Here is a 25,525-nt window from a genome sequence, read left to right on the forward strand (position 1 = left end):
AGTGCAGAAACAACCTTGCTCCAATATGCAACGAAAAAAGGAGAGATGAAAATTGGGAAAAAGAGTGATCCAGGTTGAACGTTTATCTAAAAGATTTAAAGATCAAGTGGCATTAAAAGAGATTACTTTTTCTGTTCATGAAGGAGAAATTTTTGGATTCTTAGGTCCTTCAGGGTCAGGCAAAACTACCACCATTAAAATTTTGACCGGCCAGCTTGCTCAATCATCAGGCCATGCTTTTGTATTGGATCAGGCAGTGGAACAAATTAATGAAAGTATTTATGAACAAATTGGTATTGTGACAGACAACAGCGGATTATATGACAGATTAACGGTCTACCATAATTTAACCGCCTTCGCCAGGCTGTTGAATGTTGACACCAAACGGATTGAGGTTCTGCTGAAAAGAGTGGGTTTATTTGAACATAGGAACAAAATCGCCAAAAATTTGTCCAAGGGCATGAAGCAGCGATTAATTCTTACGAGAGCCATGCTCCATCAGCCAAAGGTGCTTTTCTTAGATGAACCAACCAGCGGTCTTGACCCTGTTACAACGGAAGCCATCCACGCACTGCTGATGGAATTAAAAGAAAAGGGTACGGCGATTTTTCTCACCACTCACAACATGGAAGAAGCAACCAAGCTTTGTGATCGTGTGGCGCTATTAAATGACGGTTTGATTGTCGAACATGACTCCCCGAAAGCGTTAACGCTTAAATATAACCGGGATAAACGGTATCGGATCTTATTGAAGAATGAAAAAGAAGTGGTGATGCCACACACGCATGATTCCATTCAGAAAATCAATGAATGGCTGACTGCTGATGAGCTTTTAACCATCCATTCATGTGAGCCCAATCTAGAAAACGTATTTTTAGAAGTGACCGGGAGGGAATTAGTATGAGTCTATCCTATAGAAAAATAAATGCCGTTCTCCAATTGAAGCTGAGATTAATGCTGAGCAATATGAGTGTTTTATTCCCCCCGATCTTTTCGATCGTATTTGTGATCGCTATGGGGAATCTAATGCCGGAAGTAGATGCCGGTGAAGCAGGCGCACCCTTTTCCACAAGTGGTTTTTTATTGAGCTTTGGCTTGATCTTCAATATCGCCATAGCCGGCATCTCGATGAGCAGCTCTCCTATAGCGGAAGAAAAAGAAAAGCATACGTTGAGAGTGCTTATGACCTCGTCTGTTAAAGGCGCAGAATATTTTATTGGCAGCATGATTCCAATATTATTTATCTTAGTCCTGACCAATCTTTTGTTACTACCAGCGAGCGGAGTGTCTTTTGAGGATATTCCCGTCCCTACTTATCTTGCTATTACAACGTTATGCAGCTTAATCAGTATTTTGATCGGTTACATCATTGGGGTCTATTCGAAAAACCAGGCGCAGGCCTCACTGATCAGTACACCAATTTTATTAATGCTGACTTCAACCCCTGTCCTGAAGGCATTTGACGAAAACCTTGCACGTTTTTTAGATTATTCCTACGGCGGCGTCCTGTCCAATCTATCTGATTCACTTGCCGCAGGGGGCGGATACGAGTGGAACCTGACTGATGCCAGTGTTCTTTTCGTCTGGCTTGCAGCTGCTTTGACAATCTTCATCTATATTTATAAGAAAAATGGGCTGGATAACGGCTAATAAAAAGAATAGGAGTGAGGACAAATGTTTGGTAGTAAAAAAGAAAAAAGATTTGAGGAAATATCGGTTCAGCATTATCAATATGGGTTAATTATGCTTTTGGTTGATACTGAAACCGGCGTAAACTATATGCACGCATGGACTCCGCAGGGGATTTCTCTTACGCCTCTTTTAGATGAGAATGGGGACGTTGTGGTGTCGAATCGTTAGGCAATATAACAAATATACTGTGATTCTAATAAGCCGGGAGACTTCCCCCCGGCCTATTAGAATAGTTTTTAATTAGATGGAGTGAGAGGAATTTCATACAGCATGTCATCCTGATCTTGCGGATTTCCTCTGCCGTCTGTGTTATTGCTGATCAAATAAAGCGAATCCTCCTCAATGAACACATCCCGAATTCTGCCCAGATCCGTTATGAACTCCCTTTGTTCATTTGTTACAAGGTCAAATTCCAGCACGGCAGTTCCTCTTAAAGCGGCAACGTAAAGCTTCCCCTCGTAATAAGCGGCTCCAGAGGGCGCCCAGGTGGATTCATCTCCGGAAGTAAAAAGCGGGGACACCAAGTCATCCTGTTCTTCATCCCCTTCAATCACAGGCCAGCCATAATTCTCACCCGGCTCGATTTGGTTGATTTCATCATTTGCATTATTCCCATGCTCACTCGCATACATTGTTCCATCCTCTGACCAGGCAATGCCTTGAGGATTTCGGTGGCCATAGCTGTAGACATAGGAGTCGGAGATTGGATTGTCCTCCGGTATCGATCCATCGAGATTTAGTCTTAAAATTTTTCCGCCAAGGGAATCGACATCCTGCGCGATCTCACTAACAGAAGCATCTCCTGTTGTTGCGTACAGCTTATCATCCTCGCCAATTTTAAGCCTTCCTCCATGATGGTATGTTCCGCTCGGAATTTCATCCAAAAGAACATCCTCTTCAACCCATTCATTCCCGTTTAACTGCAGAAGCACAATCCGGTTAAACTGCTCTGCCCCATTTTCATACGTATAGTAGGCATAAGCCAGATGCGATTCATCAAAATCCGGTGCCAAAACAAACCCAAGAAGTCCTGCCTCCGAGGCTGTTGATACTTCTTCTTCCAGCGCTACACCCTGACGTTCGGTCTGTCCTTCTTCTATTTTCACGATGCTTCCCGCTCTTTCCGTTATATAAAAAACATCATCCAGCTTCTCAATGGACCATGGAGCCTCCAGATTCTCAGCGACCACTTCCAAATCGGATGATGCTTCATTTGTTTGTGAATCATCCGTTTCATTTGAAGAATCCTGTGGTTCGGTGTCAGAACAGCCTGCTATAAAGACCATATAGACAAGTGAGGTGAATAGTATTTTTTTCAATTCAATCTCCCCTCTCCTCGTTTAAATAATAGAACTGTTATACATCTTTAATAATTGAGGATCAAATCGTTTACCTCCAAATCGGATTCTTTCGGCACTTTTTGCACCTATTCGGAAACGACAATCCTTTCTGCTTAAAGAACTGCTGCTCACCCACTGAAAAAGTAAATCGTTTCAGGCACCCCCAGCACTTAATCATAAGGTCAACTGGTTCTTCCACCTCTAGCGCTTCATTGATAGCTTCCTCTCTTGCCTTAATGACTGAGGGATCGATCGGTTCGTTTTGATTTATAGCTTCAATCGCTATACGAATTTCCTGTTTTACTTTTTTGTAATCAATTTTTTCCCATAGTTCCAAATAAGGAATGAGAGTTTTCTCTCGAGACTCTTTGATCTTTTCAATCAGCAGTAAAATCATTTCCCTGTTCCGGTCTTTTAAATAACTCATATCGGGATTGTGATGCCCGTTCCTGATCCATTCCCGCCATTCTTCAAGCAGCTCGTCTGTGTATTGATCCATCTGAATCTGCCATCCTTTACGCGAAAAAACAATCATGGGCAGCTTTCTGTCGTACCTGATTTCAAAAAATTCATGATCGATCATCCAATCGATCTTAAGCAAAATATCATCTAGTTTCCAAGTCTTATAGAACCCGTAAACAGGACACTGATCGAGCTTCAGTTCCATCACTTTTTTCTCCTTTGAACCCTTTAAAATTTTCGCAAGAAGGGTTCTTCCCCCCTGAAAAATGATCTCGTCCGCCGCTCTCAATATGACTTTAATTTCTTCAGCAGTTACTTGATTTGCTGCAGTATTCACTGGCAGTTCCTCCTTCGAGTCCCACTCAATTATTGAAATGTTACTTAAAAGATACCATCAAAAGGAGCTGGCGAAAATGTATATCTTACCTCTCTGGTGCTTGACCTCCGATAGACTACAGTTGTAATATTAGACTACAAACGTAGTCAATTAGATTAAATCTATCGGAAAGAAGGTAATGTTGTGAGAAAAATATTTTCTACTAAGAATCGTATTCCTATGCTGGCGCTCTCCCTGCTGCTTTTCCTTGCACCGCTATCGGGATGTGTAAATACAGACAGCAAAACATCAGCAAAAAAGGAAAATGATAAGGATCAAGCGATTCAATTAAAGGAAAAATTGGAACAGCTTGAAAATGAATCTGGCGCACAAATCGGTGTGTATGCACTAGATACTGAGACAAATCAAACCCTGGAACATCGATCAGATGAACGTTTTGCCTACGCATCCACCTTTAAAGTATTGGCAGCTGCTATTCTGTTAAAGCAGCATGATGTAAAAAGTCTGGAAAAAATCATTACATACACTAAGGAAGATTTGGTTACCCATTCTCCCGTGTCAGAAAAACATGTAGATACGGGTTTGACGCTGCTGGAATTAAGTGAAGCAGCCATTCGGAAAAGCGATAACACTGCGGCGAACCTCATGCTTGAAGCAATTGGAGGCCCTGAAAAATTTGAGGCGGAACTTCGTGAGCTTGGAGATGACACAACGGTGAGCAAACGGTTTGAAACGGAATTAAATGAGTATGCACCGGGACAGGACCAGGATACGAGTACGCCAAAAGCCATGGCCGAGAACCTGAAGAAAGTCGCCATTGACGACTATCTTCCAAAGGATAAGCAGGAATGGTTAAATGATTGGATGAGCGGAAATGCCACAGGTGATACATTAATCCGCGCCGGCGCACCTGAAGGATGGATCGTTGAGGACAAAAGCGGAGCAGCTAGCTATGGAACAAGAAATGATATTGCCGTTGTAAGACCGCCAGACAGAAAACCAATTATCATTGCCATCATGTCGAAGCAGGATAAAGAGGATGCCGAATATGAAGATGCCCTTATCGCGGAGGCTGCCAAAATTACACTCGACACATTTAAATAGACACTCAATCCTAAATGCCAATTAGCTTTATTGCTTGTGCTTTTTTTAAAATCTATCTCTTCATTAACTCTCTTTGTGGTAGATTCATACTAAACGGATGGGTAAATTTAAGCTGTTATAAATACTTTTACAGAAAGGGGTTGTAACTATGTCTGTCCTTCATTTGGCTGTGAGTTTATGTTTATCTTCTGTTATGGTCTTCCTTGTTCTGCTAATTAGAAAACTGCTTCAAAGCCAATTGACACCGAAATGGACGTACAACCTCTGGTTCGCGTTTCTAATCGCTTTACTGCTTCCTTATCTTCCTGCGCACTTATTGAACTTTGGCAGTCCGTTTTTGGGAAGTGATAAACCAGTCTCGAGTTTAACACCTGCCAGCACCAAACCGGATAATAGTGGTTCGGATACAGGGAGTTGGTTGCAGGATTTCTCCATTTCTGTTAATCGAACGGATTTTACTTTTTTAAATCAGGTGTTAACCATCATATGGATTGCCGGTATGCTCGTGATGGCTGCTTTTGTAATCCACGCCTGGATAAAGCAGCAACACATTAAAAAGTCTTTAATCCCCGTGACGAACCCCGGGGTTTTATCATTATTTGATCAATGCAAAGGAATGCTTAATGTAAGAAAGCCTCTGGTGTTGGCGCAATCAGCGCTGATCAGCTCCCCGTTAACCTTCGGGCTCCTTAAAACCTATATCATCCTGCCGCAGGACGCTGAAGCATCGCTGATTTCGGAAGAAATGAAACATATTATGCTTCATGAACTACAGCATTATAAATATAAAGATATCGCAACAAATTATTTGATTGTGCTTTTTCAGCTTTTGTACTGGTTTAACCCGCTAATCTGGGTCGCTTTCAGGGAAATGAGAATGGACAGGGAAATTGCGTGTGACCATGCTGTACTGAAATCATTAGATCATACTAAACGGACCGCTTACGGAAACACCATTATTAAATTTGCTGATAAATCCTTTCTGTCTGCCCACTTCTCAACGGGTAACCAGCTCATCAGCACAAAAAAACAGGTAAAAAAGCGGATTGAACGGATCGCTGCCTATAAAACCGAAACAAAGTGGGATAAACTGAAAAGCATGCTGGTTTTTCTTCTTCTTGCTGGTGCAGTCGCAAGTCAGGCCCCTGCTGTTTCTGCGATCCCTTGGAGTGAAGATCGGATCGATTTTGACAACACAAAGACAGACTATGAGGATTTAAGCGGATTTTTTGGTGAACACGAAGGCAGCTTTGTCCTGTATGATTTACAGAAAGATCACTATACCATTTACAATAAAGACAGAAGCACGTTACGCGTTTCGCCCAATTCCACGTATAAACTATACAGTGCGTTATTTGCATTAGAGGAGGGTGTGATCACACGTGATGACAGCTTTATGAAGTGGGATGGAAACCCATATCCTTACGAAAGCTGGAATCATAATCAAACGGTCCATACGGCAATGCAAAATTCCGTAACCTGGTACTTCCACCAGCTCGATAAAAGGACGAAAATAAAGAACATTGAATCCTACCTGAATCACATTCAGTACGGGAATCAGAACCTATCAAGCGGAATTGGAGACTTTTGGCTTGAGTCTTCCTTGAAAATTTCACCCATTGAACAGGTCCAGATTCTTAAGGACTTCTATACAAACGAATTTGGCTTCGATCGTGAAAATGTTCAGTACATTAAGGACGCGATTAGACTGGAAACACAGAACGGGCTTACACTTTACGGCAAGACCGGTACAGGAACGGTCAACGGTAAAAACGTGAATGGCTGGTTCATTGGCTATTCAGAAACGGAACAAAACACCTACTTTTTTGCCACCAATATTGAAAACAGCCGCTATGCCAGCGGCAGTACAGCCGTTGACATAACAAATAGCATTTTGAAGAAAAAAGGCTTAAATTAAGAAGAAAAGGAAGGGATTCATGTGACCAACCAAATACCCCCTATTTCAGAGTCGGAATGGGAAGTCCTGAAGGTGCTTTGGGCAACGTCTCCCCAAACAGCAAACGAGATTATTTCATCTCTGCCTGAACAAACCGGCTGGAGCCCAAAAACCGTGCGCACCCTATTAGACCGCCTCACGAAAAAAGAGGTTGTTGGTGTCCATAAGGACCATAGAGTTTTTACATTCTACCCACTCTATTCACAAGATGAGTGCCAGCGTGCCAAAACAAAATCCTTTTTAAAGCGCTTCTATGACGGCACATTAAAATCCATGCTTGTACAGTTTATCGAGGATGAGGACCTGTCGGAAGAAGAGATTAAAGAATTAAGATCGATCTTAAACAAGAAAGAGAATAAAAAATAAAATAGGCGTTCTGGTGATCTTTCCCTAAACGCCCTACCCTCAACAACACCTGTTTAATCCCTCTTCTGATTTGTTAAAAAGGTAATTCCTCATCACTGATCCTATGTTTGGAGGCAGTTTTCCTTTGCTCTTTATCTTGTAACAAAACCTCTCCAAATTGATTCTCATAAAGCTCACGAATCCAGACATTGACAGGTGCCTTCCATTTTTGATTAGGTGCAGGGATGTTTTTTATCAAACTTTTTGGAGTCATGCCCAGCTCTTTAGCCATCTTCAGTTCATTTTCATTCAAGCGGCATCGTTTTTTGGCTTCAGTCCATTCCTGTGATTTCTTTTTTGCTGTCATTTTTCCAGATTCCTTTCCCTATTTAAATCGGCAAAAGCTTGCTGAATGTATCCAAGAAAGCAGCCTTTCTTTTATAGTGAAATAAAAAGAACTTGGGACAAAAATGTCTCAAGCTCCACGGCCGGTTCACTTCGCGTCAGGCGGACGCTCTCCGCAGGGACGGCGCTGAGCCTTCCTCAGGCTTTGCCTTGCGGGGTCTCAGTTTGCCGTCATGTCCTGCTGGAGTCGCCACCTTCCGCTCCGCTCACCTATTACCATAAAAAAATATATCCTCATGTTTTAAACTTTTTCGAGTTATGTCCAAGCCTCTTTTTATTGGGCTTTCTATTTTTGGCGGCTGTAATTTGAGTACTGCTCTTCTACTTTCATTATACGATGAATCCAATGTAATTTACAGACTACTTTTATTGAAAATCCTGTTTTATACTGTTCACACACATCCCAAATGGCTGGAGGCGTATAAGCGTGCAAAACAATACAAATGTTTTAGATCCTGGCCCTTTTTTTCATGGTACGAAAGCACAGTTAAACATCGGTGATCTGTTGGAACCACAATTCTTATCAAATTATCAGAACAAAAAGTCCAACTACATCTATTTCTCTGCTTCGTTGGAAGCGGCTAAATGGGGAGCTGAATTAGCGACTGCCCGTTCTGAAGAGCGAATTTATATCGTTGAACCCTTAGGCGATTTTGAACACGATCCGAACCTGACCGACAAAAGATTTCCCGGGAATCCTACACGCTCATACAGATCCAAATCTCCATTGAAGATTATTGCTGAATTAAAGGTGTGGGAACGGCATTCTGATCAAGAAATACACCAGATGCTTGAATCGCTGAAGAAATTAAGGCAGGAAGGAAAAGCGGTTATACTTGATTAGGAGATCTGGGGAACTGCCCTTCACTAACTAGCTGCGAACGATTCATGCAAGAAAGTATAAAGGAGGGATTTATTTTGAATTTAGAAGACCAAATGAAATGGATTCAAACTGGCGCTATGTATAATGATTTAACAAAAGAACTTATAGAAGCAAGGGAAAGAGCGGTTTTTCTGACAAATGAGTACAATAACAGCTTCGGGGGAAAATCAGAAGATCGGGAAGAGCTGTTAAGAAATTTACTTAAATCCATTGGGCAGGAAGTGCATTTTGAGCCCGTTTTCCGTTGCGAGTTTGGATTCAACATTTCTATTGGAAACCACTTTTATGCGAACTTTGACTGTGTGATGCTCGATGGCGGCGGCATTGAAATTGGCGATCATGTGCTTTTTGGTCCGAGAGTAGGAATTTACACCTCAAATCATGCGATAGATCCAAAGGAAAGAGCCAATGGAGCCTGCTATGCCAAAAAAGTGACCATCGGAAATAATGTATGGATCGGAGCAGGAGTTCACATAAATCCAGGTGTGACAATTGGAGACAACACCATTATCGGTTCAGGTAGCGTCCTAACAAAAAGTATTCCAGCCAATGTCATGGCAGCGGGTGTTCCGTGTAAGGTAATCCGGGAGATAGGTGAAGGTGATCAGACAGGTTTTATGACATAAACCCAACTGACTAAACGCCCCACTAAACGAGTAAAGTACTCAGCCTCCTCTTTTTCAAAAAGAAGCAGAACGCAGTCAACTGTCCTTTTCTTCTTCCGAAAATATTAAATTCCTTCCTCATCCGCTATACTGTTAGTTAACGAAAGATGAATATCTCAGGAGGATTCTATGGACATTTTTGATATTGCAAACCTCGCAGGAGTTTCGAGAAAGACGGTGCAGCGTGTGCTAAATCAATCTCCTCAGGTAAAACCGGAGACGCGCAACCGCATTCTTAAAATCATGGATGAGCATCAATACCATCCAAATGTATCAGCAAGACGGCTGGTAAAGAAAAAAACCCGTACCATCGGGCTTTTTATCATACAGGATCCGGAGAAGCATGATATTTATTCAGATGATCTTTTTTACAGTGTCGTGATCGGCTCAATGATCCGGTCTTCATCTGAAAGAGGCTACAATGTGCTTGTGACGACCACAAATGTCACAGACCCCGCACCAATCCTGAAGCTGTACAGGGAAAAAAGCATCGATGCGGGCATGATTATCAGCTGGACGAATGTTCAAACGATTGTGGATCAAATCATTTCTGCTGGCTTTATCGTCGGTTTATTTGACCAAAATAATGTGAGCGAGCGGCACCCCAACGTTCCCATCCCGCTGTTGTGCAACGAGGAAGGAGCGAAGATTGCCACTAATTACCTGATTGAACTCGGTCACAAGGACATTGGCATTATTACAGGTGAAGAAGAAAATCCAGCTGCCATTGAACGGCTAAGTGGCTATTTGGATGCATTAAAAGAAGGAGGAATCCAGGATCAAAACGTCTTCAAAGGCCGGTTTGTCGAGCAGGCAGGCTATGAAGCCGTCCATTATTGGATCAGTCAAAAAGCCCTGCCGACAGCGATTGTCTGCTCCAACGATTTAATTGCCTTTGGGGCATTGAAGGCATTAAATGAAGCCGGTCTCAGTGTACCTGATAATGTCTCGCTGATTGGATTCGATAATGTTCTCCTAACTCAATACACGACACCTGCTTTAACGACAATGAATGTACCAAGAGTTGAAATGGCCGCTTCTTTAGTGGAACAACTCGTCCATCAAATCGAAGATGAGCCGATGATCAAACCTCCCTCTTTTCAAGCAACTTTGATCAAGAGAAATTCTTGCGCACGATTAAATTGAGGAAAACAAAGCATACTGATCGTTAAACACTGAACATTTTTTACATATAAATCATTTATTATTGTAAAAAAATGTTGTCAAAACGTGAAGATGCTTTTATAGTTATAATCAAATGTCCCACGTGAGACATTATATAAGGAGGCGTTTAAATGTACAAAAAAATGGTGTCCATTCTGCTCGTATTTCTTCTCGTGCTGCCTTTTGTACCAGATGACACGGAGATTAGTGAGGCAAAGCCAAAAGGCCATCCCCTTTCAAAAACGACTAATCTAAAGCAATCCACCCTGAAAAACCAAACGATCCTGGGAGACCTGATTATCACCCCTGCTGCCGGAAAGAATATTACGTTGGAAAATGTAAAAGTACTGGGAAAGACGTACATAAGAGGAAAAGCCCCAGACACACTTGAATTGTCTGATACAACCCTACGAACCCTGATAGTAAAGACTCCCTCCCACTCTCCTTTGATAACGGTAAGCGGGAAATCTCTCGTTCATGAAGCATTTGTGAATGCGCAAGCTACGCTAATAGAAAGTGAGATTACGAGTAAAGGATTTCACAATGTCACCGTCCATCCTGCCTCCTCTAAAGAAGGAAAAGTAACATTGTATGGTGATTTTAATACCATCACGACCGCCTCTGACGGAAATAAAAATAAGAAAAGTCAATTGGAACTACACGGCATTTCGGAACGACTAATTTTGAATGCGCTTTCAAACGTTACCCTCACGGATGAAGGAGTAGTGAAAGAGCTTGAAGTTACCTCAAAAGCCCGTCATTCAGCTATTACTGGTGATGGCTTGATTCAAAAAGCCAAATTACAAAGCCCTATCGAAGTGAATGGCGAGAAAACAGAAGATCCGGACACATTTGTCACACCCTGGTCCCTTGTGTGGAATGATGAATTTAATAACACAGAAATTGACCGCTCCAAATGGGGATTTGAAATTGGCAACGGCTTTACAGATGCCAACGGTGAATTCGTCTCAGGCTGGGGCAATAATGAAAAGCAATACTACACCGACCGCCCTGAAAATGCCAAAACAGAAGATGGCCAATTAGTCATCACAGCAAAAGAAGAAGAATATGAAGGGTTTTCCTATACCTCTGCCCGGTTAAGAACAAAAGGGCTTTTCTCTAAGACATACGGAAAATTCGAAATGAAGGCATCCCTTCCAACAGGGAAAGGCTACTGGCCTGCTTTTTGGATGCTTCCTGAGGATGATCTATATGGAGGATGGGCCGCTTCAGGAGAAATTGACATCTTAGAAGCAAAAGGCAGCCGTCCTCACGAAGCTATTGGAACCATTCATTATGGCGAAACATGGCCAAACAATAAATACACCGGCGCAGAATATACCTTTGAAAATGGATCCACAATTGCTGATGAACATGTGTACTCCGTTGAATGGGAGCCCGGAGAAATCCGCTGGTATGTAGATGGCATCCTTACACAAACCCAGGACAACTGGTACAGCAAAGAAACAAATGCTTCAGCAAACCATACGTACCCGGCACCATTTGATCAACCGTTTCATATGCTTTTGAATCTTGCCATTGGCGGAAACTTTGATGGAGATCCGACCGAAGACACAATGTTCCCTCAATCGATGAATGTGGAATATGTGCGGGTGTATGATCTGACAGGACGCCCCTATCAAACACCTGAGCTTCCAGTAGTCGAAGCAGAGCCGCTGCCGGAGGACGCAAAATTGCCGCTTGAAGATGGCAATCTCATTTATAACAACGGCTTTGATCAGGAATGGGACGGCGTAGAGGGAATTGACGGCGTTCCAAACACAGATTACTGGTACTTCCTCACACTGCCAGACTTTGGGGGACAAGCCGCAGTAACAATCGACTCCCTGGATGACCGCTCCTTTGCAAAAGTGGATATCCAAAACGGAGGCAATCAGCCCTATGCTGTTCAGCTGATTCAGGATGCGTCAATTGGAAAAGGCCGCTATTATAAAGTGTCGTTTGATGCGAAATCTACGAACGCCCGTGACATCAACGTTAAAATCAGCGGCGATGCAGACAGAGACTATGCCACTTATTCAAACAGTCAATCCTATTCACTGACAGACCAGGTGGAAACGTATGAAATGGTCTTCCAAATGACAGAAGAAACCGATATTGCCGCCCGCCTTGAATTTAATCTGGGACTGTCGACTCTTCCTGTATGGGTAGGAAATGTAAGAATAGAAGAAACCACTCCATCTGAAATGGATACAGATGCATCAAAACCTGCTCTGCCAGACGGCAATCTCGTGTATAACGGCACCTTTGACCAGGGCTTTCCGGACCGCCTGTTATTCTGGAATCGCATCGATACAGAAGAGGCTGCTTCCATTCAAGTAGATCCTGATTCACGTGTAGTAAACGCTCAGGTACTCGAGGAAACAGCTGATGCACAAGATGTTCAACTCATTCAAAAAGGAATACAGCTTCAAGAAGAACAGGAATATGAACTTACATTTGATGCAAAAGCAGACATTCCCCGGGAAATTAAAGTCGAACTGCGCAGTCAGGATGGGAATGTGACGTATAGTGGGCAATCAATCCCCCTAACAACAGACTGGGCAGCAAATTCGATGAGTTTCACGATGCCTGAAGCCACAGACCTGGATTCGCAGCTTATCTTTCATTTAGGCGGAAAGCCGGTTAAAATGGAGCTGGATACGATCTCACTTAAGAAAGTGGGCGGACCAGTTAATCCGCTTCCTCTTGAAAACGGAGGCTTTGATAATGGGTTGGAGCCATGGCAATCCTATATTCACTTTGATGCTCAAGCAAGCGTTCAGCATACAGACAGCCAGGCGCACATCCTTATAGACCAGGAGGGTCAGGAGCCATGGAGCGTTCAATTCTTCCAGGACAATCTAGTTTTAGAGCCAAATAAGGAATACAATCTCTCATTTGAAGCTCAATCAACCGTTGACCGGTCCATGGAGGTCACGATTGAAAATGCTGAATACACACGATTTTTATCTGAAACCATTGAACTAAAGGAAAACAGCACACGCTACGAATTCACCGTCCAAACGCCAACAAGCGACCCGGTAAGTTTGAAGTTTTTACTAGGCAAAGCCGGCTCTCCAATTGGTGAGCATGACATCGTGATTGACAATGTGGAATTAAAGCAGCAATAAATTTGAAGTAAGAGCCTGAGACAAAATCTGTCTCAGGTTTTTTGTCCGGTTCACACAGCTCGAAGCGGAAGTTTGCGCAGAGAGTGAGGACTGATCCAGTTCAGGGGACTAACCTGTAAAGGCTCAAGCACTTGGTTTATTCTATGAGCCGTCCCCTCACAATTTTCAAATGTTTTATAAAGAAAGGACATTTTATTTTCCTTTTGCATGGCAAACGCATACGATATGGAACAATACAAATGCTAACCGCCCTCTACTCCGTCACCACGGTAAAGAAATACATCTAAAAGTGTTGACTTTCCCCCTCCATCGGCTATAATTTATTTACTATTCCGATTAAATTTATAGGATTAAAGAGATAAGCAGGTGAGAGTATGTTTTTATCAATTAATAACGTAATAAAATCGTTTACGAATAACGGAAATACAGAACTGGTCCTTTCAGATATACAGCTTGATGTAAAAGAAGGAGAGTTCGTTTCGATTATAGGGCCCTCAGGATGCGGTAAGTCAACACTCCTATCCATAGTGACTGGTTTGACAGCCGCTACAGATGGGGAGATTCAACTTTCCGGCAAACCGATAAAGGGACCTGGGAAAGAACGCGGCATGGTATTTCAGCAGGCTGCCTTATTTCCCTGGCTGACAGTAGAAGAAAATGTGATGTTTCCCCTTCTGCCTGACATGTCAAAAAAAGAGGCGCAGAAAAAAGCGCTTCATTATTTGCAGATGGTTCAGCTAAGTGCTTACACAAAGCATTCACCCCATGAGATCTCAGGCGGCATGCAGCAGCGTGTAGCGATCGCACGGGCACTCGCCATGAACCCCGCACTTTTACTAATGGATGAACCATTTGGAGCGCTGGATGAACAGACCCGCTCCCGTCTTCATGAAATTGTAGAGAAGATTTTCCTCGAAACCAGGAAAACGATTTTATTTGTTACCCACAGCATTGCGGAAGCACTAAAACTTTCCGACCGGATCGTCGTCATGGGCACACAGCCCGGCACCATAATCGACATCATTGAATTAGATTTCCCCAGACCCCGCTCACAGTCAAAGGAAGAACTCTTACACTATGAAGAAAAAATACAAAAGTTATTAAAATCTGAGATTGATAAGGTAACGGAAAAGGAGCAAAATCATGCAGCCAGCCGTTAAACGAATCATCTTTTATGTCTTGCTTTTTTCCATCTGGCAGGGTGCAGTATACGTTTTTGATGTCTCCCCTTCCCTTCTTCCCGCGCCAACGGATGTATTTGTCTCACTTTACGAAGGCTTCAGCAACCGCACATTGCTTTATGATCTTTTGGCAAGTTTTCAACGTTTATTTACCGGCCTCGCTATCGCGCTTGTCATCGGACTCTTGCTCGGTGTGCTGTTAGCGAAATCAAAAACTGCGGACGAAACACTCGGCTCTCTGATTTTAGCACTGCAGTCCGTGCCAAGTATTGTGTGGCTGCCGCTTGCCATTATGTGGTTTGGACTAAATGAAATGGCGGTTATTTTTATCGTTGTTCTTGGGGCAGCGATTGTTATGACGATTAACGTCCGTACAGGAATCATCAATGTTCCGCCGCTCTTTATTAAAGCGGCACGGACGATGAATTACAGCGGGTTTCGGTTATTTACAAAAGTGACCATCCCAGCCTCTATCCCCTATGCTGTAACGGGCATTCGGCTAGCCTGGGCATTTGCCTGGCGCGCGCTGATGGCAGGTGAACTGCTCAGTACCGGCCCTGGTCTTGGCTATTCCTTGCGTTTTGCCTCTGACTTTGGGGATATGAGCCGCGTCATTGCGATCATGCTCATGATTATGCTGATTGGCATTATTGTTGACTTACTATTTTTCCAGCGTATTGAAAAGAAAGTCCTTAAAAAATGGGGACTTGCAACAGACTAATTTTTTGGAGGCGAAAGCAATGAAAAAGAAACTCGGTGTACTATTTTCTTTAACGGCAGTCCTGGTTTTATCAGCGTGCGGGTCAGAAGGTTCAACCGGCGGCAGCGGAGATGAAGTGGTAATCGGCTACTTCCCGAATATTGATCACGTCCCTGCCATGGTGGCAAAAGAGAAACAGTATTTTGAAGAAGCTTTCGGTGATGACAAAGAAGTCACATATAAAACGTTTCCTGATGGCGGTGCTTTTATGACGGCTCTGAAAACAGGAGATATTGATGCAGGATTCGTAGGACCGGGCCCTGTCATGAACAATTATGCAAATGGTGCAGACGTAAAAATTCTTGCCGGCGCTTCCTCTGGCGGAACGGTCGTGGTGGCGAGTGAACAAAGCGGCATTGAAGGATTGGAGGATCTTGGCAATCATACATTTATTACACCGGGAATCGGCTGTACGCATGACGTTCAAATGGAAACCTTCCTAAAAGAACAGGGAATTACCTCTGCCCGTATTGGCGGAACGCTAAAGCATGTTACAGGAAATCCAGCTCAATATGAATCCATGTTTGAATCAGGCAAAGTAGATCTTGCTGCTGTACCTGAACCATGGGCATCCACACTTGTAGCAAGCGGAGCAAAAATCATCGTGGACACAGATGAAATTGCGTACGGGAAGACACTGCCAAATACGGTTTTAGTCACAAGCGGAAAGCTGCTTGAAGAAGAAAATGAAATGATTAAACAAATCACAGAAGCTCATGAAAAAAGCATTCAATTCATCAATGAAAACCCTGAAGAAGCACAAACAATTGCGGTGGATTCCATTGAAGAAATCACCAATCAGCGCATGGACGAATCTATCATCGCAAGTGCATGGGAGCGCGTTACCTTTACAAATGAAGTGAATGCGGATGTTATTCAGGCATTTGCTGATTCATCACACGACCTGCAGTTTTTAAAAGAAAAGCCTGAATTTGATGACTTAGTTGTTTCGCAGGAATCCTTATTAGGCAGTGCTCAGGAATAATGAAAAACTGGATCACAGCATGCTTCGCTGTGCTTTTCCTTCAAGGGTGTTCATCCGGGATCAACCTGGATGAACACTTCTCTTTAAATGGAGAGGTGAGCCCGCTGCAGGCACAAAACCAAAATGGAGAAGCATTCAGTACGGAAGCAATGGAAGATGAAATCTGGCTCGCTTCCTTTATCTTTACACAGTGTGATACGGTATGCTCGCCCATGACCTACAATATGACCGAGCTTCAAGAGCAGTTGGATCAGGAAGACCTGGATTATCGGCTTGTCTCTTTCACCATTGACCCAGAACAAGATACACCCGAGGTTTTGCAGAAATTCGGAGAGCAGTTTGGCGCAGATTTTACAAACTGGGATTTTGTATCCGGCTACGAACAGACTGAAATCGAGCTATTTGCGAATCGCGGCTTTCTCGCTCCAGCTGCAAAGCTTGAAGGCTCCGATCAGTTTGTCCACAGCTCGCAGCTCTATTTAATGGTCGGCGACCGGATTTTGGAGCAATATGAAATGTCGATGGATGTACCGTACGAGGAAATTGTAGAAGCGGTTGAACTGCTGCAGGATTATTAGGACATAAGTTAACAATGAAAAGGACTGGCATGACTGGGATTGCAGCCCCAGCCGTTCCAGTCCTTTTTTGTTTAAAGAATTTCACTGATACCTTTCTAAACGGAGATATTTTGACCAATGAGATATCATTTAGTGATGCTATCAACCCGGTTTGTCCAGATGTACCCCTGATAGCCTTCCGGGATTTTTTCAAGACTTTCTTTCGTATCAAACCCCTCTGACCATTTGCCATTTCCCTCAACAATGACGACTCGCGTATTAACCGACTCCATGCGGTCAATAAATTTAGCAGGCCATCCCCATAGAACCTTCGCATATTTTAAAGGTACGTGCAGCTCCATATTATGCAAATCCTTTGGGATGTAGCCTGTCCAACCCGCTAATTCATATTTTACTAGCGCACTGATCATCATGTCTTTTGTTAATAGTTTCATCTCTTTGTGCTTTGATCGCAGGTACTCAAATCCTTCCCCCGAACCGTCACCATATACCGTTATATTATTCAACTGCTTCTTGGACAGATTGCTTAAATAGTCGTCCCATAATACTTCAGTGGTTTCCATCTTGCCATCTTTGTCATGAATCAAAAACGCTTGATCTGGAAAAGCTTCAAGCACTTCGTCCAAACTGGGCATCAATCCGACACCTTTTCCGCGAAATGGGTAGCTTTTCCCATCATCAGCCGTGTAACGATAGCCTACATCCAGTTCCTTCAATTCCTCCATCGTATACTCGCTGACTTCGCCTTTTCCATTTGTGCGGTACGATAAATCGAAATCATGAAAAACAGCTAATTGGCGGTCCTTCGTCAGCTTTATATCCAATTCCACAAGATCCGCTTCATGGTCGAACGCCGCCTTTATAGAAGGGAGGGTATTTTCTATATAAGGATGCTCAGGAGGATAGATAATTTCAGCTGTATTCGTATCATACTCCACCTTTGATACATCAAAGGTTTGAGCCAGCCCTCTATGAGCAACAATCTTATAATCGGTCTCGTTCGAATAAAAGAGGCTCGTATTATTCAACCACACACCCACTGCAAATAAGAGAAATACCACCAGAAGGATCAGCTTTCTTTTTGGATTTCTTTTTTTCATTTATAACTCCTTTCTTTTATAAATAAAATCTTCAGTAGAACTTCGGTCTCTGGACCTCACCTTTATATCGGTCAAAATCTCTTTACTGCGTGTTAGAGGTCTCGATAGATGCGATTTCAACCAGTTGGACTATTTCACCAGCCGGCAGTGGTTTACTCAAAAAATACCCCTGTATTTGGTCGCATCCTTTTTCTTTTAAGATCTCATATTGTTTTTTATTCTCCACGCCTTCAGCAATAACTGTCAGGCTAAGATTACGTGCTAAGTTCAATATGGTGGAGACAATTGCTGCATTGCTCCTATTATTCTCAATGTCATCAATGAATGTTTTATCAATTTTTAATATATCGATCGGCAGATTTTTTAGATGGCTCAAAGAAGAATAACCTGAACCAAAGTCATCTACTGAAATTTTGATTCCCATACTTCTTAATTTTTCCAGCTTCGCCACAACTAGTTTAATATCCATCATGGTGCTTTCTGTTATTTCCAGCTCTAAATATCTTGGTTCCAGGTCAGCTTGTATGAGTACATTCTCCACCTTTTCCACAAAATCCTTCTGCAAAAATTGAATGGTCGACACATTAACAGAAACTGAAATATGATTCATCCCTGCTAGATGCCACTTCTTTAGCTGCAAGCAGGCTTCGGTTAAAATCCAGTCTCCCAGCTTTACAATCAGTCCGGTTTCTTCAGCCAATGGAATAAAGGTAGAAGGGGAAATAGAACCATATTTTTTATGCTTCCATCTTAATAGCGCCTCCGCTCCTATGATTTCTTTTGAGCTGAGCTCCATTTTCGGCTGGTAAACCACACTTAGTTCATCAAGTTCGATCGCTCTTCTTAAGCCATTTTCCAAGTTTGTTTTTAATATGATTTGTTCATCCATACTGGCGTTGAAAAATTGATAGCGATTTTTCCCCTGGTCTTTTGCGCTGTACATCGATGTATCTGCTCTTTTTATTAACGTATCTGCATTGCTGCCATGCTGAGGGTAGAGCGTAATTCCGATACTTGATGTAATAAACAGTTCGTTCCCATTGATTGAAATAGGGTTTTCCAGCTCTTTTACGATTTTTTCTGCTGTCTGCCCCGCCTCCACCTTGGATGTGCTGCGTAATAGGATCATAAACTCATCCCCGCCCTGACGAGAAACGATATGCTGGTTTCCAACGATTTCTTTCAATGACCTGGCAACATGTTTTAATAACAGATCTCCTATGTGATGGCCAAGCGTGTCATTGATGAATTTAAATCGGTCCAAATCAATAAATAAAATCGCCAGGCCATTTTCAGAAGACTGTGACTCTCCCATTGCTTCCTCAACTGCTTCTTCAAAATACCGCCTATTGGGCAGTGAAGTCAGGCTGTCGTGATACGCAATATATTCCACTTTTTTCATGGACTCTTCCAGTTCCTGATTTTTAACGTACAGCTCTTTTGTACGATCTGCTACTATGATTTCAAGCTTTTTATTCAGCTTTTGAGATTGAATAAGAAAATCACGATTCTGAATTAAGGTGAAAATTTGCCGGATGATGATTAATAATGTTGAGATAATAGAGCCTATCACAATACTGTTAAACTCCAATACCCCTTGAAAAATCATGAATACGAAGATGGTCACAACGCTTAGATAAGGCAGAATTAATTTGATGGTTAAGGAGTTTTCTCCTGATTTCTCCATGCTTTTTTCATCAGCTTCTGCAATTTTTTGTACAGATTTTTGATTGTACAGGCTTCCCAGCCCAAAAAGCAGCATAGATAAAGGCCAGAGCGGATCACTAAAATTATCGGCTGCATATCCATAGTTGATCATGATATAAAGAAAAGAAATATTCGCAATTAACAACACCGTAAATCCCAGTATGTTAATGGCAAAAACCTTTTTAGGAAAAACGGTATCAGGAGAATAATAGATGCTTAATATCGCAAATAACATAAGGAGGATGCCAACCAGATAACTGATAAAGGTGAAGACTTCCTCACCCCCAGAACTGAGGCTGAATAAAGGATCGATTAAAAAATGCCAGCTGATGGATGTGGCCACCACCATGACAATAAAAATATCGAAGGCGTACTGAATGGTTTTTGCTGTATTTTTAGTTAACGACATAATAAAGATGAGTGCTGAAATAAAAGAAAGAATGCTTAAATACCAGAGTATATCGTAATAAATTGTACTCGTGGTAAGATCATAAACGACTAAATTATACCTGAAGATGAACGTTCCAAAACCGTAGCTGAATGCAGCAATAGAAGCCAGCAGCCAATACAACCTTATCCGATCACCCTTTAAAAGGAGAAACTGCTTGAAGATCAAAGCTCCTGCAACTAAAGGCGCGATCACCTGAAGAATACTCCCAAAGAACGTCAAAACCTCACGATTACTTTGAAAAAAAGCAATAAGTGAATAATAAAGAAGCATATATAGTGCGATAAAACAAATAAAATGTTTGGGTTTTGGGGTCATTTACATTTCCGCCTTATGTAAATATTTTATACAGTAGTCTTACTTACCTATTAAAATAAATATATTTTACTATACAGGTGATTACATACTACTATATAGTATCGGGTTTACATGTCAATTATTTAATGGGTTACTCCGCAATGCTGGCAAAATGTTTTCAAAATTCCAACGATTATCATATTTTTATTCGTCTGTGTAATGTGTTCATAATCTTCATTTCAATTAATATGTTCAATGGAGAGGCATTCAATTGATGCACGCTTGTATAACACGAAAAGCGGAGGTGCGCATGGAAAAACTGATTGCAAAATTAGCGAGCCTGCTGAAAATAGACAATGTAAATAAGATAAACGAAAATACAATCGAAATAGATCATACTGGAAATGAAGTGCCTGAAAAATACTTACTTCATGCTCTTCTTTCTTCCGTTAAAGGGAACACAGATCAGTCATGGCTTTGGATCTGGAGAGGTTCTGTAGAAGCCCCTTCGAATCCTGTATACGCATCATTGCTAAAAGAATTTTTTAAGGATGTTAAAACCGATAAAAGCAAACTGAATGTGCTGCACGGATCCATTGAAATCGCGAACCAAATGCATGCCATTTCAAAGGGATTGTCCCTGCATAATGTGAATGCAAAATCCATCAATTATTATCCCTATTACCTTGGCTACACCTCTGACTACACGATCAATTTACTTAAAAAAAGAAGCACACCTGCGCTAAATTCATTTTTGCGAAAGCTCGCAGTAGAATTTATCAACCGATATGATCAGTTTCATTTTCACTTCGGCACCACTCTTACATTTGATTATTCGGATCTCGCTATTTTAACGGCTGCTAAGAAACCGATGATCATGCACCACTGGGGCAGTGATGTCAGAATGCATTCAGCCGCTCTCCTTACGAATCCATACGCACTGGTAAAAGACAAGAATGAAGATAAAATCAGTAAAAAGCTTACAACATTATCAAAATCCATTAAGCACTGCATGATTCCGGATTATGAATTATACCCTTATGTAAAAGATTATTATGAACACGTTCATATCGTGCCCTCGATGATTGATTTAACGGCGTATCCATCTGACACATGCCTGCCAAAAAACCCGATCCCCTTGCTTGTTCACGCACCTACCTCTCCCTCTATTAAAGGAACTAAATATATACTCCAGGCAATCGAAAAACTAAAAGCAAACTATTCATTTACCTTTAAGCTTGTACAGGGACTCTCTCACAAGGAGGCAAAAGAGATCTATAAAAAAGCGGATGTCATTATTGACCAGCTTCATGTGGGGAGCTACGGCTTATTCAGTGTAGAGGCGATGGCTCTTGGAAAGCCGGTTGTCTGCTGGATCACAGATGAAATGAAGAGTCGCTACCCCAAAGAGCTGCCCATCCTGTCAGCCAATCCGGATACCATAAAAGATTCTGCTTTTTTGACCGATATCCTTAAGCATATCCTGGTTTTTTAAAATGGTTTCAAGCACTGAAACCTATCATGATGCAGCCCTTAACAGCAAATTAATTAAGGATATTTACACCAAACTGAAATAAATGAGAGCCTGGGACAATGTCTCAGGCTCTCTGACCGGTTCACTTCGCTTCAGCAGGCAGCTTTATTACAGGGACGTTTAAGCGAGCTGTCATCTCCTGCAGGCACCTCTTATCTCACGTTCCCTCCAGCCATTGTTTCGTCTTCTCAAGCCCTTCAAAAAGGGTATGTTTGTTTTTCCAGTTCAGTTCCTGTTCAATTTTAGATGTGTTCATGCATCTTCTTTGCACGACATCCACCTCGCGCTTTGGGCAATACTCGTCTGCTAGTGCTTGTGTGCCGGTTACTTTTTTTAGGACCTGGGCCAGTTCCACGATGCTTGTTTCCTCACTGGTTCCCACATTGTATTTTTCCCCTATGGCCGCATCTGTTTTTGCCGCAAGCAATGTGGCCTCAATCGCATCCTCTATATAAGTAAAGTCCCTTGTTTGTTTTCCGTCTCCGTAAATCTTAAGCGGCTGCCCGTTTTGGACTGAATCAAAAAATTTAGCAATGACCCCGCAGTAAGGATTGGAAACAAGCTGGCCTGGACCGTAGACGTTTGAAAATCTCAGCGTCGTCACAGGCATTTGATACAGCGTGTGATACACATCACAATAATGCCCGGTTGTGAATTTGCTCGCTGAATACGGCAGTCCAATATTATAGTAGGACTCAGGAGTCGGAAGAATGTCGGCATTTCCGTAGATAGACGCAGTTGAGGCGTAAATAAACCGCTTGAGGTTCGGGCAAAGCTCTTTTGCTTTACGCAGCAGGGTGAATCCCCCGAGCACGTTTGTATGAAAATCAGCATCTACATTAATGACAGACAGGAGCAGATTTTTGCACGCAAAATGAAAAATATACTCCACCTTAGGAAGAATTTCATCTAAGACCTCTTCGTCGGTGATGCAGCTTTGATAAAAGGTGACTTTGTCAGATGCCGGCACCGCTTCTATAGAAGCAGTTGATAAATTATCAATAATAAATATATGATCTGATAAGGGCAGTAAAGCCTCAACGAGCTGAGAGCCTAAAAAACCTGCTCCGCCTGTGACCAACACGTTTCCAAACAACATCATCCCCCCTTTTCTTTTTCTTATACAACACTTAATAAATCCGCCATGATCAGTGTATGCGGGGGTGACGTTTCATGAGACGGCATCTTTGTATTTTGGGTGAGTTAGGTACATAAGAAATCAAAAGGTCCGGAGGGCATCCTCCAGACCAGGTATTTAAAATTAATTCTACATAGTTTTATAAATCAATTGATATACTGTATAACTTACAAAAAATATTAATGGATACCCAATATTATACTTAAACATCTTGAACCTTTTATAGAAGTTTTGCATCCGTTATTTAAAAAGGTTCGTATATTTTTCTTCACTACTTAGCTCGGTTACATATGGATGCAGGGAAATGATTAAAATGAATGCAATTGGAAATGAACTTAATAAAATGAGGTCTGGAACATCAAAGAAAATGTTAATCAAAAGAGGTATTATGATGAAAAAGTTTAAAAAGGCACTCTTAATTCTTGATTTTTGTGTTTGATATTGCGTTTCATCACAATAAGGACAAGATATGGCGGGGTTTAAAGCGAGTGTCTTTTTGGAAGTTTGTTTCCAGGTCCACTTGTTATCACACTTCTACAAAACGGCATATAACTCCCCCTTAAAGGATTTTATAATCTACATTATTTCTACGTGTGCTCAATTAAAAATGTTTCATCCTAACTATTATAAACGTTCTTCCACTAACCTTTCCCATTTGTGTATGAAGCAGCTACTCATATTGATCATTCGCACCTTTTAGTCTAAGCACAAAAAGTGACTAAAATAAATTCCTTTCCTAAATGGGACTAACCTTAAAGTAATCATCTTAGTTTAATATCTCTTTTTAGTAGTCCAATATTTTTCTTTGTCAGCTTCTTTTAATCCAATCACCAATTCAATCTTACTTAAGTAATGCACCATTAGTTTAAAAAAATTGATTTACTTTCTTTTCATCTTCTAAAGATTCTTGTATAAGCGCGTTAAGCTTATCTTCGTTGTCAATTTCACTGAATTCTATTCCATACCACTCTTGAAGGTTCTCCCTCGTAATTTTATACTCGTACACTTCTCCAACCATATCAAAATTAAAAGCTATCCAGTCCACATTTTGTATCAATGTAAATAAATAAGAGGCATTGTTAATAGATGTTTCTTTGTCATCAAATTCTGATTTTGTCCAATTATAGTTTACAGTTATTCCATAGGGTTCATCTTTTGTTTCGAGTTCTAATCCACTAAAATGTTTTGCACCTTGTAAATGAACAACAGAATTAACTACTGCGCTGTTGTCACCTGCATATGAACCTTTATAGTCGAATAAATCAACATCAGCATTATTATCATTTGAATTACAACCACTTAAAAAGAGTGAGATCAATAATGAAATTAGCAAAAATTTATTCATTTGCCTCAACTTTAATTCCTCCTTATTAATAATTTCATAATTTGTTTACTTATTAACAGAACCGCTATCCTTAAAAACTCCAAATATACCAATGGTTAAACCAAGTAACATAATTAAGAAACCTATTATTGTTGAGTCATTAAGCACTAATAAACCACCGAATATCGTCAAATGAATTCCGAATACTTGTATTTGAATAGGAGTTGTCTTTATAAAATCAATAGATTGCAATATTAAAATAGCAATCACAATTAAAAGAATTATAAACAATAAAAATATATCCACAAGTTCATGCACCACATATCCCTCCATTGTTACGCTGAGCATAGTTCTATCTTATTAATGATCAGTAACTTGATAAAACGACTCCCCAATAAAGAAAACTCATAGTAAAAAAAGCAATCGAAAATGTCGAAATGGCTTTTGGTAATTTATTATAAAAATAAATTACTACTGACCCTATTAGTATATGAATAAAAGTAAAAAGAATAAGACTCATTTACCTCACCTCTTACTTAAATTGTATCACTTTCACTTTGATAAATAATCCCTTTTTTAACCAAAAAGCAGTTGATACCCCCTGAACCAACACTGCCCGTTCATAAAATAACGATTTGACATTTTTTCTTAAAACATAGGTTATGGAATTGGTCTTTAATAGCACGGGTTTTTCATTTCGACTTATGATGTATTCTATTGGTTTTACTATTGTTTTAACTAATTCCCACCCTGAATAAATACTGCCTAAGGAATCGATTTTCAGTTTAAGCGCAGTTAAGCGACGTACGTCTATTGTTTTTTGAGAACTACCTTCTTTTGCTTTTGCTATCTGTTTTCAATAGGTGAAATGAAACCTTGTAGAACTTTTTTACATTCAGTTTACACTTTATCACTTAACCAAATAAATCCTTTTCAAACAAAATAGCCTCCTTAGACATAATCCAAAGAGGCAAAGCAGCGCGAT

Annotated in this window: 23 protein-coding genes and 1 pseudogene; 15 read left to right on the plus strand and 9 right to left on the minus strand. The window is 41.3% G+C overall.

Annotated features, from left to right (window positions below):
* Window positions 1–52: 52 nt before the first annotated feature.
* Genes ACQCT8_RS14970 through ACQCT8_RS14980 form a run of 3 tightly spaced genes read left to right on the plus strand, consistent with a single transcriptional unit; the run spans window position 53 to window position 1,860 of the window.
* On the plus strand, window positions 53–904 hold the full coding sequence (locus ACQCT8_RS14970) for an ABC transporter ATP-binding protein (RefSeq protein ID WP_426872347.1): 852 nt from the start codon (window positions 53–55) through the stop codon (window positions 902–904).
* Window positions 901–1,650, plus strand: coding sequence for an ABC transporter permease (locus tag ACQCT8_RS14975; protein ID WP_426872349.1), 750 nt, complete (start codon window positions 901–903; stop codon window positions 1,648–1,650). The genes ACQCT8_RS14970 and ACQCT8_RS14975 overlap by 4 nt, the downstream gene beginning before the upstream one ends.
* Window positions 1,651–1,674: 24 nt before the next feature.
* A complete protein-coding gene (locus tag ACQCT8_RS14980) occupies window positions 1,675–1,860 on the plus strand; it encodes a DUF6440 family protein (protein ID WP_426872351.1) in 186 nt (61 codons plus the stop codon).
* A gap of 68 nt (window positions 1,861–1,928) precedes the next feature.
* Here ACQCT8_RS14980 and ACQCT8_RS14985 read toward each other — a convergent pair whose 3' ends face one another.
* Window positions 1,929–3,011: a PQQ-dependent sugar dehydrogenase gene (locus ACQCT8_RS14985; protein ID WP_426872353.1), complete on the minus strand. Its 1,083-nt coding sequence runs from the start codon at window positions 3,009–3,011 to the stop codon at window positions 1,929–1,931.
* 70 nt (window positions 3,012–3,081) lie between these two features.
* Window positions 3,082–3,831 carry an RQC-minor-1 family DNA-binding protein gene (locus ACQCT8_RS14990; RefSeq protein WP_426872355.1) on the minus strand — a complete coding sequence of 250 codons (750 nt, stop codon included), beginning with the start codon at window positions 3,829–3,831 and terminating at the stop codon, window positions 3,082–3,084.
* 183 nt (window positions 3,832–4,014) lie between these two features.
* Between ACQCT8_RS14990 and bla the strand changes: the two genes are divergently transcribed.
* The 3 genes from bla to blaI all read left to right on the plus strand — a co-directional run bounded on the left by bla (window position 4,015) and on the right by blaI (window position 7,258).
* Window positions 4,015–4,935, plus strand: a complete 921-nt coding sequence (gene bla / locus ACQCT8_RS14995; RefSeq protein ID WP_426872357.1) for a class A beta-lactamase — start codon at window positions 4,015–4,017, stop codon at window positions 4,933–4,935.
* A 148-nt stretch (window positions 4,936–5,083) separates the two neighbouring features.
* Window positions 5,084–6,853 carry a BlaR1 family beta-lactam sensor/signal transducer gene (locus ACQCT8_RS15000; protein WP_426872359.1) on the plus strand — a complete coding sequence of 590 codons (1,770 nt, stop codon included), beginning with the start codon at window positions 5,084–5,086 and terminating at the stop codon, window positions 6,851–6,853.
* 21 nt (window positions 6,854–6,874) lie between these two features.
* A complete protein-coding gene (gene blaI, locus ACQCT8_RS15005) occupies window positions 6,875–7,258 on the plus strand; it encodes a penicillinase repressor BlaI (RefSeq protein ID WP_426872361.1) in 384 nt (127 codons plus the stop codon).
* A 73-nt stretch (window positions 7,259–7,331) separates the two neighbouring features.
* On the opposite strand, the gene ACQCT8_RS15010 is transcribed toward blaI, so the two are convergent.
* On the minus strand, window positions 7,332–7,604 hold the full coding sequence (locus ACQCT8_RS15010; protein ID WP_426872363.1) for a hypothetical protein: 273 nt from the start codon (window positions 7,602–7,604) through the stop codon (window positions 7,332–7,334).
* A gap of 438 nt (window positions 7,605–8,042) precedes the next feature.
* Here ACQCT8_RS15010 and arr point away from each other — a divergent pair, with 438 nt between their 5' ends.
* The 8 genes from arr to ACQCT8_RS15050 all read left to right on the plus strand — a co-directional run bounded on the left by arr (window position 8,043) and on the right by ACQCT8_RS15050 (window position 16,992).
* Window positions 8,043–8,486 (plus strand): NAD(+)--rifampin ADP-ribosyltransferase, encoded by a 444-nt coding sequence (gene arr / locus ACQCT8_RS15015; RefSeq protein ID WP_426872489.1) that lies wholly within the window; start codon window positions 8,043–8,045, stop codon window positions 8,484–8,486.
* 74 nt (window positions 8,487–8,560) lie between these two features.
* Window positions 8,561–9,151 carry a sugar O-acetyltransferase gene (locus tag ACQCT8_RS15020; RefSeq protein WP_426872365.1) on the plus strand — a complete coding sequence of 197 codons (591 nt, stop codon included), beginning with the start codon at window positions 8,561–8,563 and terminating at the stop codon, window positions 9,149–9,151.
* A gap of 168 nt (window positions 9,152–9,319) precedes the next feature.
* Window positions 9,320–10,336, plus strand: a complete 1,017-nt coding sequence (locus ACQCT8_RS15025; RefSeq protein WP_426872367.1) for a LacI family DNA-binding transcriptional regulator — start codon at window positions 9,320–9,322, stop codon at window positions 10,334–10,336.
* A gap of 149 nt (window positions 10,337–10,485) precedes the next feature.
* Window positions 10,486–13,488, plus strand: coding sequence for a carbohydrate binding domain-containing protein (locus ACQCT8_RS15030; protein ID WP_426872369.1), 3,003 nt, complete (start codon window positions 10,486–10,488; stop codon window positions 13,486–13,488).
* Window positions 13,489–13,862: 374 nt separating this feature from the next.
* On the plus strand, window positions 13,863–14,648 hold the full coding sequence (locus tag ACQCT8_RS15035) for an ABC transporter ATP-binding protein (RefSeq protein ID WP_426872371.1): 786 nt from the start codon (window positions 13,863–13,865) through the stop codon (window positions 14,646–14,648).
* Window positions 14,632–15,390, plus strand: a complete 759-nt coding sequence (locus ACQCT8_RS15040) for an ABC transporter permease (protein ID WP_426872373.1) — start codon at window positions 14,632–14,634, stop codon at window positions 15,388–15,390. The genes ACQCT8_RS15035 and ACQCT8_RS15040 overlap by 17 nt, the downstream gene beginning before the upstream one ends.
* 19 nt (window positions 15,391–15,409) lie before the next feature.
* The gene (locus ACQCT8_RS15045) at window positions 15,410–16,414 is read left to right on the plus strand and encodes an ABC transporter substrate-binding protein (protein WP_426872375.1); all 1,005 of its coding nucleotides are present in this window, start codon (window positions 15,410–15,412) and stop codon (window positions 16,412–16,414) included.
* Entirely contained in the window at window positions 16,414–16,992 is a 579-nt protein-coding gene (locus ACQCT8_RS15050; protein ID WP_426872377.1) for an SCO family protein, read from the plus strand. Before ACQCT8_RS15045 ends, ACQCT8_RS15050 begins: the two co-directional genes overlap by 1 nt.
* Before the next feature lie 125 nt (window positions 16,993–17,117).
* Here the strand turns inward: ACQCT8_RS15050 and ACQCT8_RS15055 are convergent, their stop codons facing one another.
* On the minus strand, window positions 17,118–18,092 hold the full coding sequence (locus tag ACQCT8_RS15055) for a glycerophosphodiester phosphodiesterase family protein (RefSeq protein ID WP_426872379.1): 975 nt from the start codon (window positions 18,090–18,092) through the stop codon (window positions 17,118–17,120).
* 82 nt (window positions 18,093–18,174) lie between these two features.
* A complete protein-coding gene (locus ACQCT8_RS15060) occupies window positions 18,175–20,565 on the minus strand; it encodes an EAL domain-containing protein (protein WP_426872381.1) in 2,391 nt (796 codons plus the stop codon).
* 289 nt (window positions 20,566–20,854) lie between these two features.
* Between ACQCT8_RS15060 and ACQCT8_RS15065 the strand changes: the two genes are divergently transcribed.
* On the plus strand, window positions 20,855–22,039 hold the full coding sequence (locus ACQCT8_RS15065) for a glycosyltransferase family 1 protein (protein WP_426872383.1): 1,185 nt from the start codon (window positions 20,855–20,857) through the stop codon (window positions 22,037–22,039).
* 196 nt (window positions 22,040–22,235) lie between these two features.
* On the opposite strand, the gene ACQCT8_RS15070 is transcribed toward ACQCT8_RS15065, so the two are convergent.
* The 4 genes and pseudogenes from ACQCT8_RS15070 to ACQCT8_RS15085 all read right to left on the minus strand — a co-directional run bounded on the left by ACQCT8_RS15070 (window position 22,236) and on the right by ACQCT8_RS15085 (window position 24,858).
* A complete protein-coding gene (locus tag ACQCT8_RS15070) occupies window positions 22,236–23,174 on the minus strand; it encodes an NAD-dependent epimerase/dehydratase family protein (RefSeq protein ID WP_426872385.1) in 939 nt (312 codons plus the stop codon).
* A 282-nt stretch (window positions 23,175–23,456) separates the two neighbouring features.
* Window positions 23,457–23,738 (minus strand): annotated as a pseudogene (locus ACQCT8_RS15075) (TIGR04104 family putative zinc finger protein); the annotation flags it as partial.
* A gap of 343 nt (window positions 23,739–24,081) precedes the next feature.
* Window positions 24,082–24,561, minus strand: coding sequence for a DUF4825 domain-containing protein (locus ACQCT8_RS15080; RefSeq protein WP_426872491.1), 480 nt, complete (start codon window positions 24,559–24,561; stop codon window positions 24,082–24,084).
* A gap of 45 nt (window positions 24,562–24,606) precedes the next feature.
* Window positions 24,607–24,858, minus strand: coding sequence for a hypothetical protein (locus ACQCT8_RS15085; RefSeq protein ID WP_426872387.1), 252 nt, complete (start codon window positions 24,856–24,858; stop codon window positions 24,607–24,609).
* Window positions 24,859–25,525 lie beyond the last annotated feature (667 nt).

Source organism: Jeotgalibacillus proteolyticus, from assembly GCF_050107735.1.
Classification (GTDB): Bacteria; Bacillota; Bacilli; order Bacillales; family Jeotgalibacillaceae; genus Jeotgalibacillus; species Jeotgalibacillus proteolyticus_A.

What these genes read in the sequence shown, in the direction of transcription:
- ACQCT8_RS14975 (WP_426872349.1), top strand. Translation starts at nt 901, where the DNA reads ATGAGTCTATCCTATAGAAAAATAAATGCCGTTCTCCAATTGAAGCTG.
- ACQCT8_RS14980 (WP_426872351.1), top strand. Translation starts at nt 1,675, where the DNA reads ATGTTTGGTAGTAAAAAAGAAAAAAGATTTGAGGAAATATCGGTTCAG.
- ACQCT8_RS15000 (WP_426872359.1), top strand. Translation starts at nt 5,084, where the DNA reads ATGTCTGTCCTTCATTTGGCTGTGAGTTTATGTTTATCTTCTGTTATG.
- ACQCT8_RS15010 (WP_426872363.1), bottom strand. Translation starts at nt 7,604, where the DNA reads ATGACAGCAAAAAAGAAATCACAGGAATGGACTGAAGCCAAAAAACGA.
- ACQCT8_RS15025 (WP_426872367.1), top strand. Translation starts at nt 9,320, where the DNA reads ATGGACATTTTTGATATTGCAAACCTCGCAGGAGTTTCGAGAAAGACG.
- ACQCT8_RS15030 (WP_426872369.1), top strand. Translation starts at nt 10,486, where the DNA reads ATGTACAAAAAAATGGTGTCCATTCTGCTCGTATTTCTTCTCGTGCTG.
- ACQCT8_RS15035 (WP_426872371.1), top strand. Translation starts at nt 13,863, where the DNA reads ATGTTTTTATCAATTAATAACGTAATAAAATCGTTTACGAATAACGGA.
- ACQCT8_RS15040 (WP_426872373.1), top strand. Translation starts at nt 14,632, where the DNA reads ATGCAGCCAGCCGTTAAACGAATCATCTTTTATGTCTTGCTTTTTTCC.
- ACQCT8_RS15045 (WP_426872375.1), top strand. Translation starts at nt 15,410, where the DNA reads ATGAAAAAGAAACTCGGTGTACTATTTTCTTTAACGGCAGTCCTGGTT.
- ACQCT8_RS15050 (WP_426872377.1), top strand. Translation starts at nt 16,414, where the DNA reads ATGAAAAACTGGATCACAGCATGCTTCGCTGTGCTTTTCCTTCAAGGG.
- ACQCT8_RS15055 (WP_426872379.1), bottom strand. Translation starts at nt 18,092, where the DNA reads ATGAAAAAAAGAAATCCAAAAAGAAAGCTGATCCTTCTGGTGGTATTT.
- ACQCT8_RS15060 (WP_426872381.1), bottom strand. Translation starts at nt 20,565, where the DNA reads ATGACCCCAAAACCCAAACATTTTATTTGTTTTATCGCACTATATATG.
- ACQCT8_RS15065 (WP_426872383.1), top strand. Translation starts at nt 20,855, where the DNA reads ATGGAAAAACTGATTGCAAAATTAGCGAGCCTGCTGAAAATAGACAAT.
- ACQCT8_RS15080 (WP_426872491.1), bottom strand. Translation starts at nt 24,561, where the DNA reads ATGAATAAATTTTTGCTAATTTCATTATTGATCTCACTCTTTTTAAGT.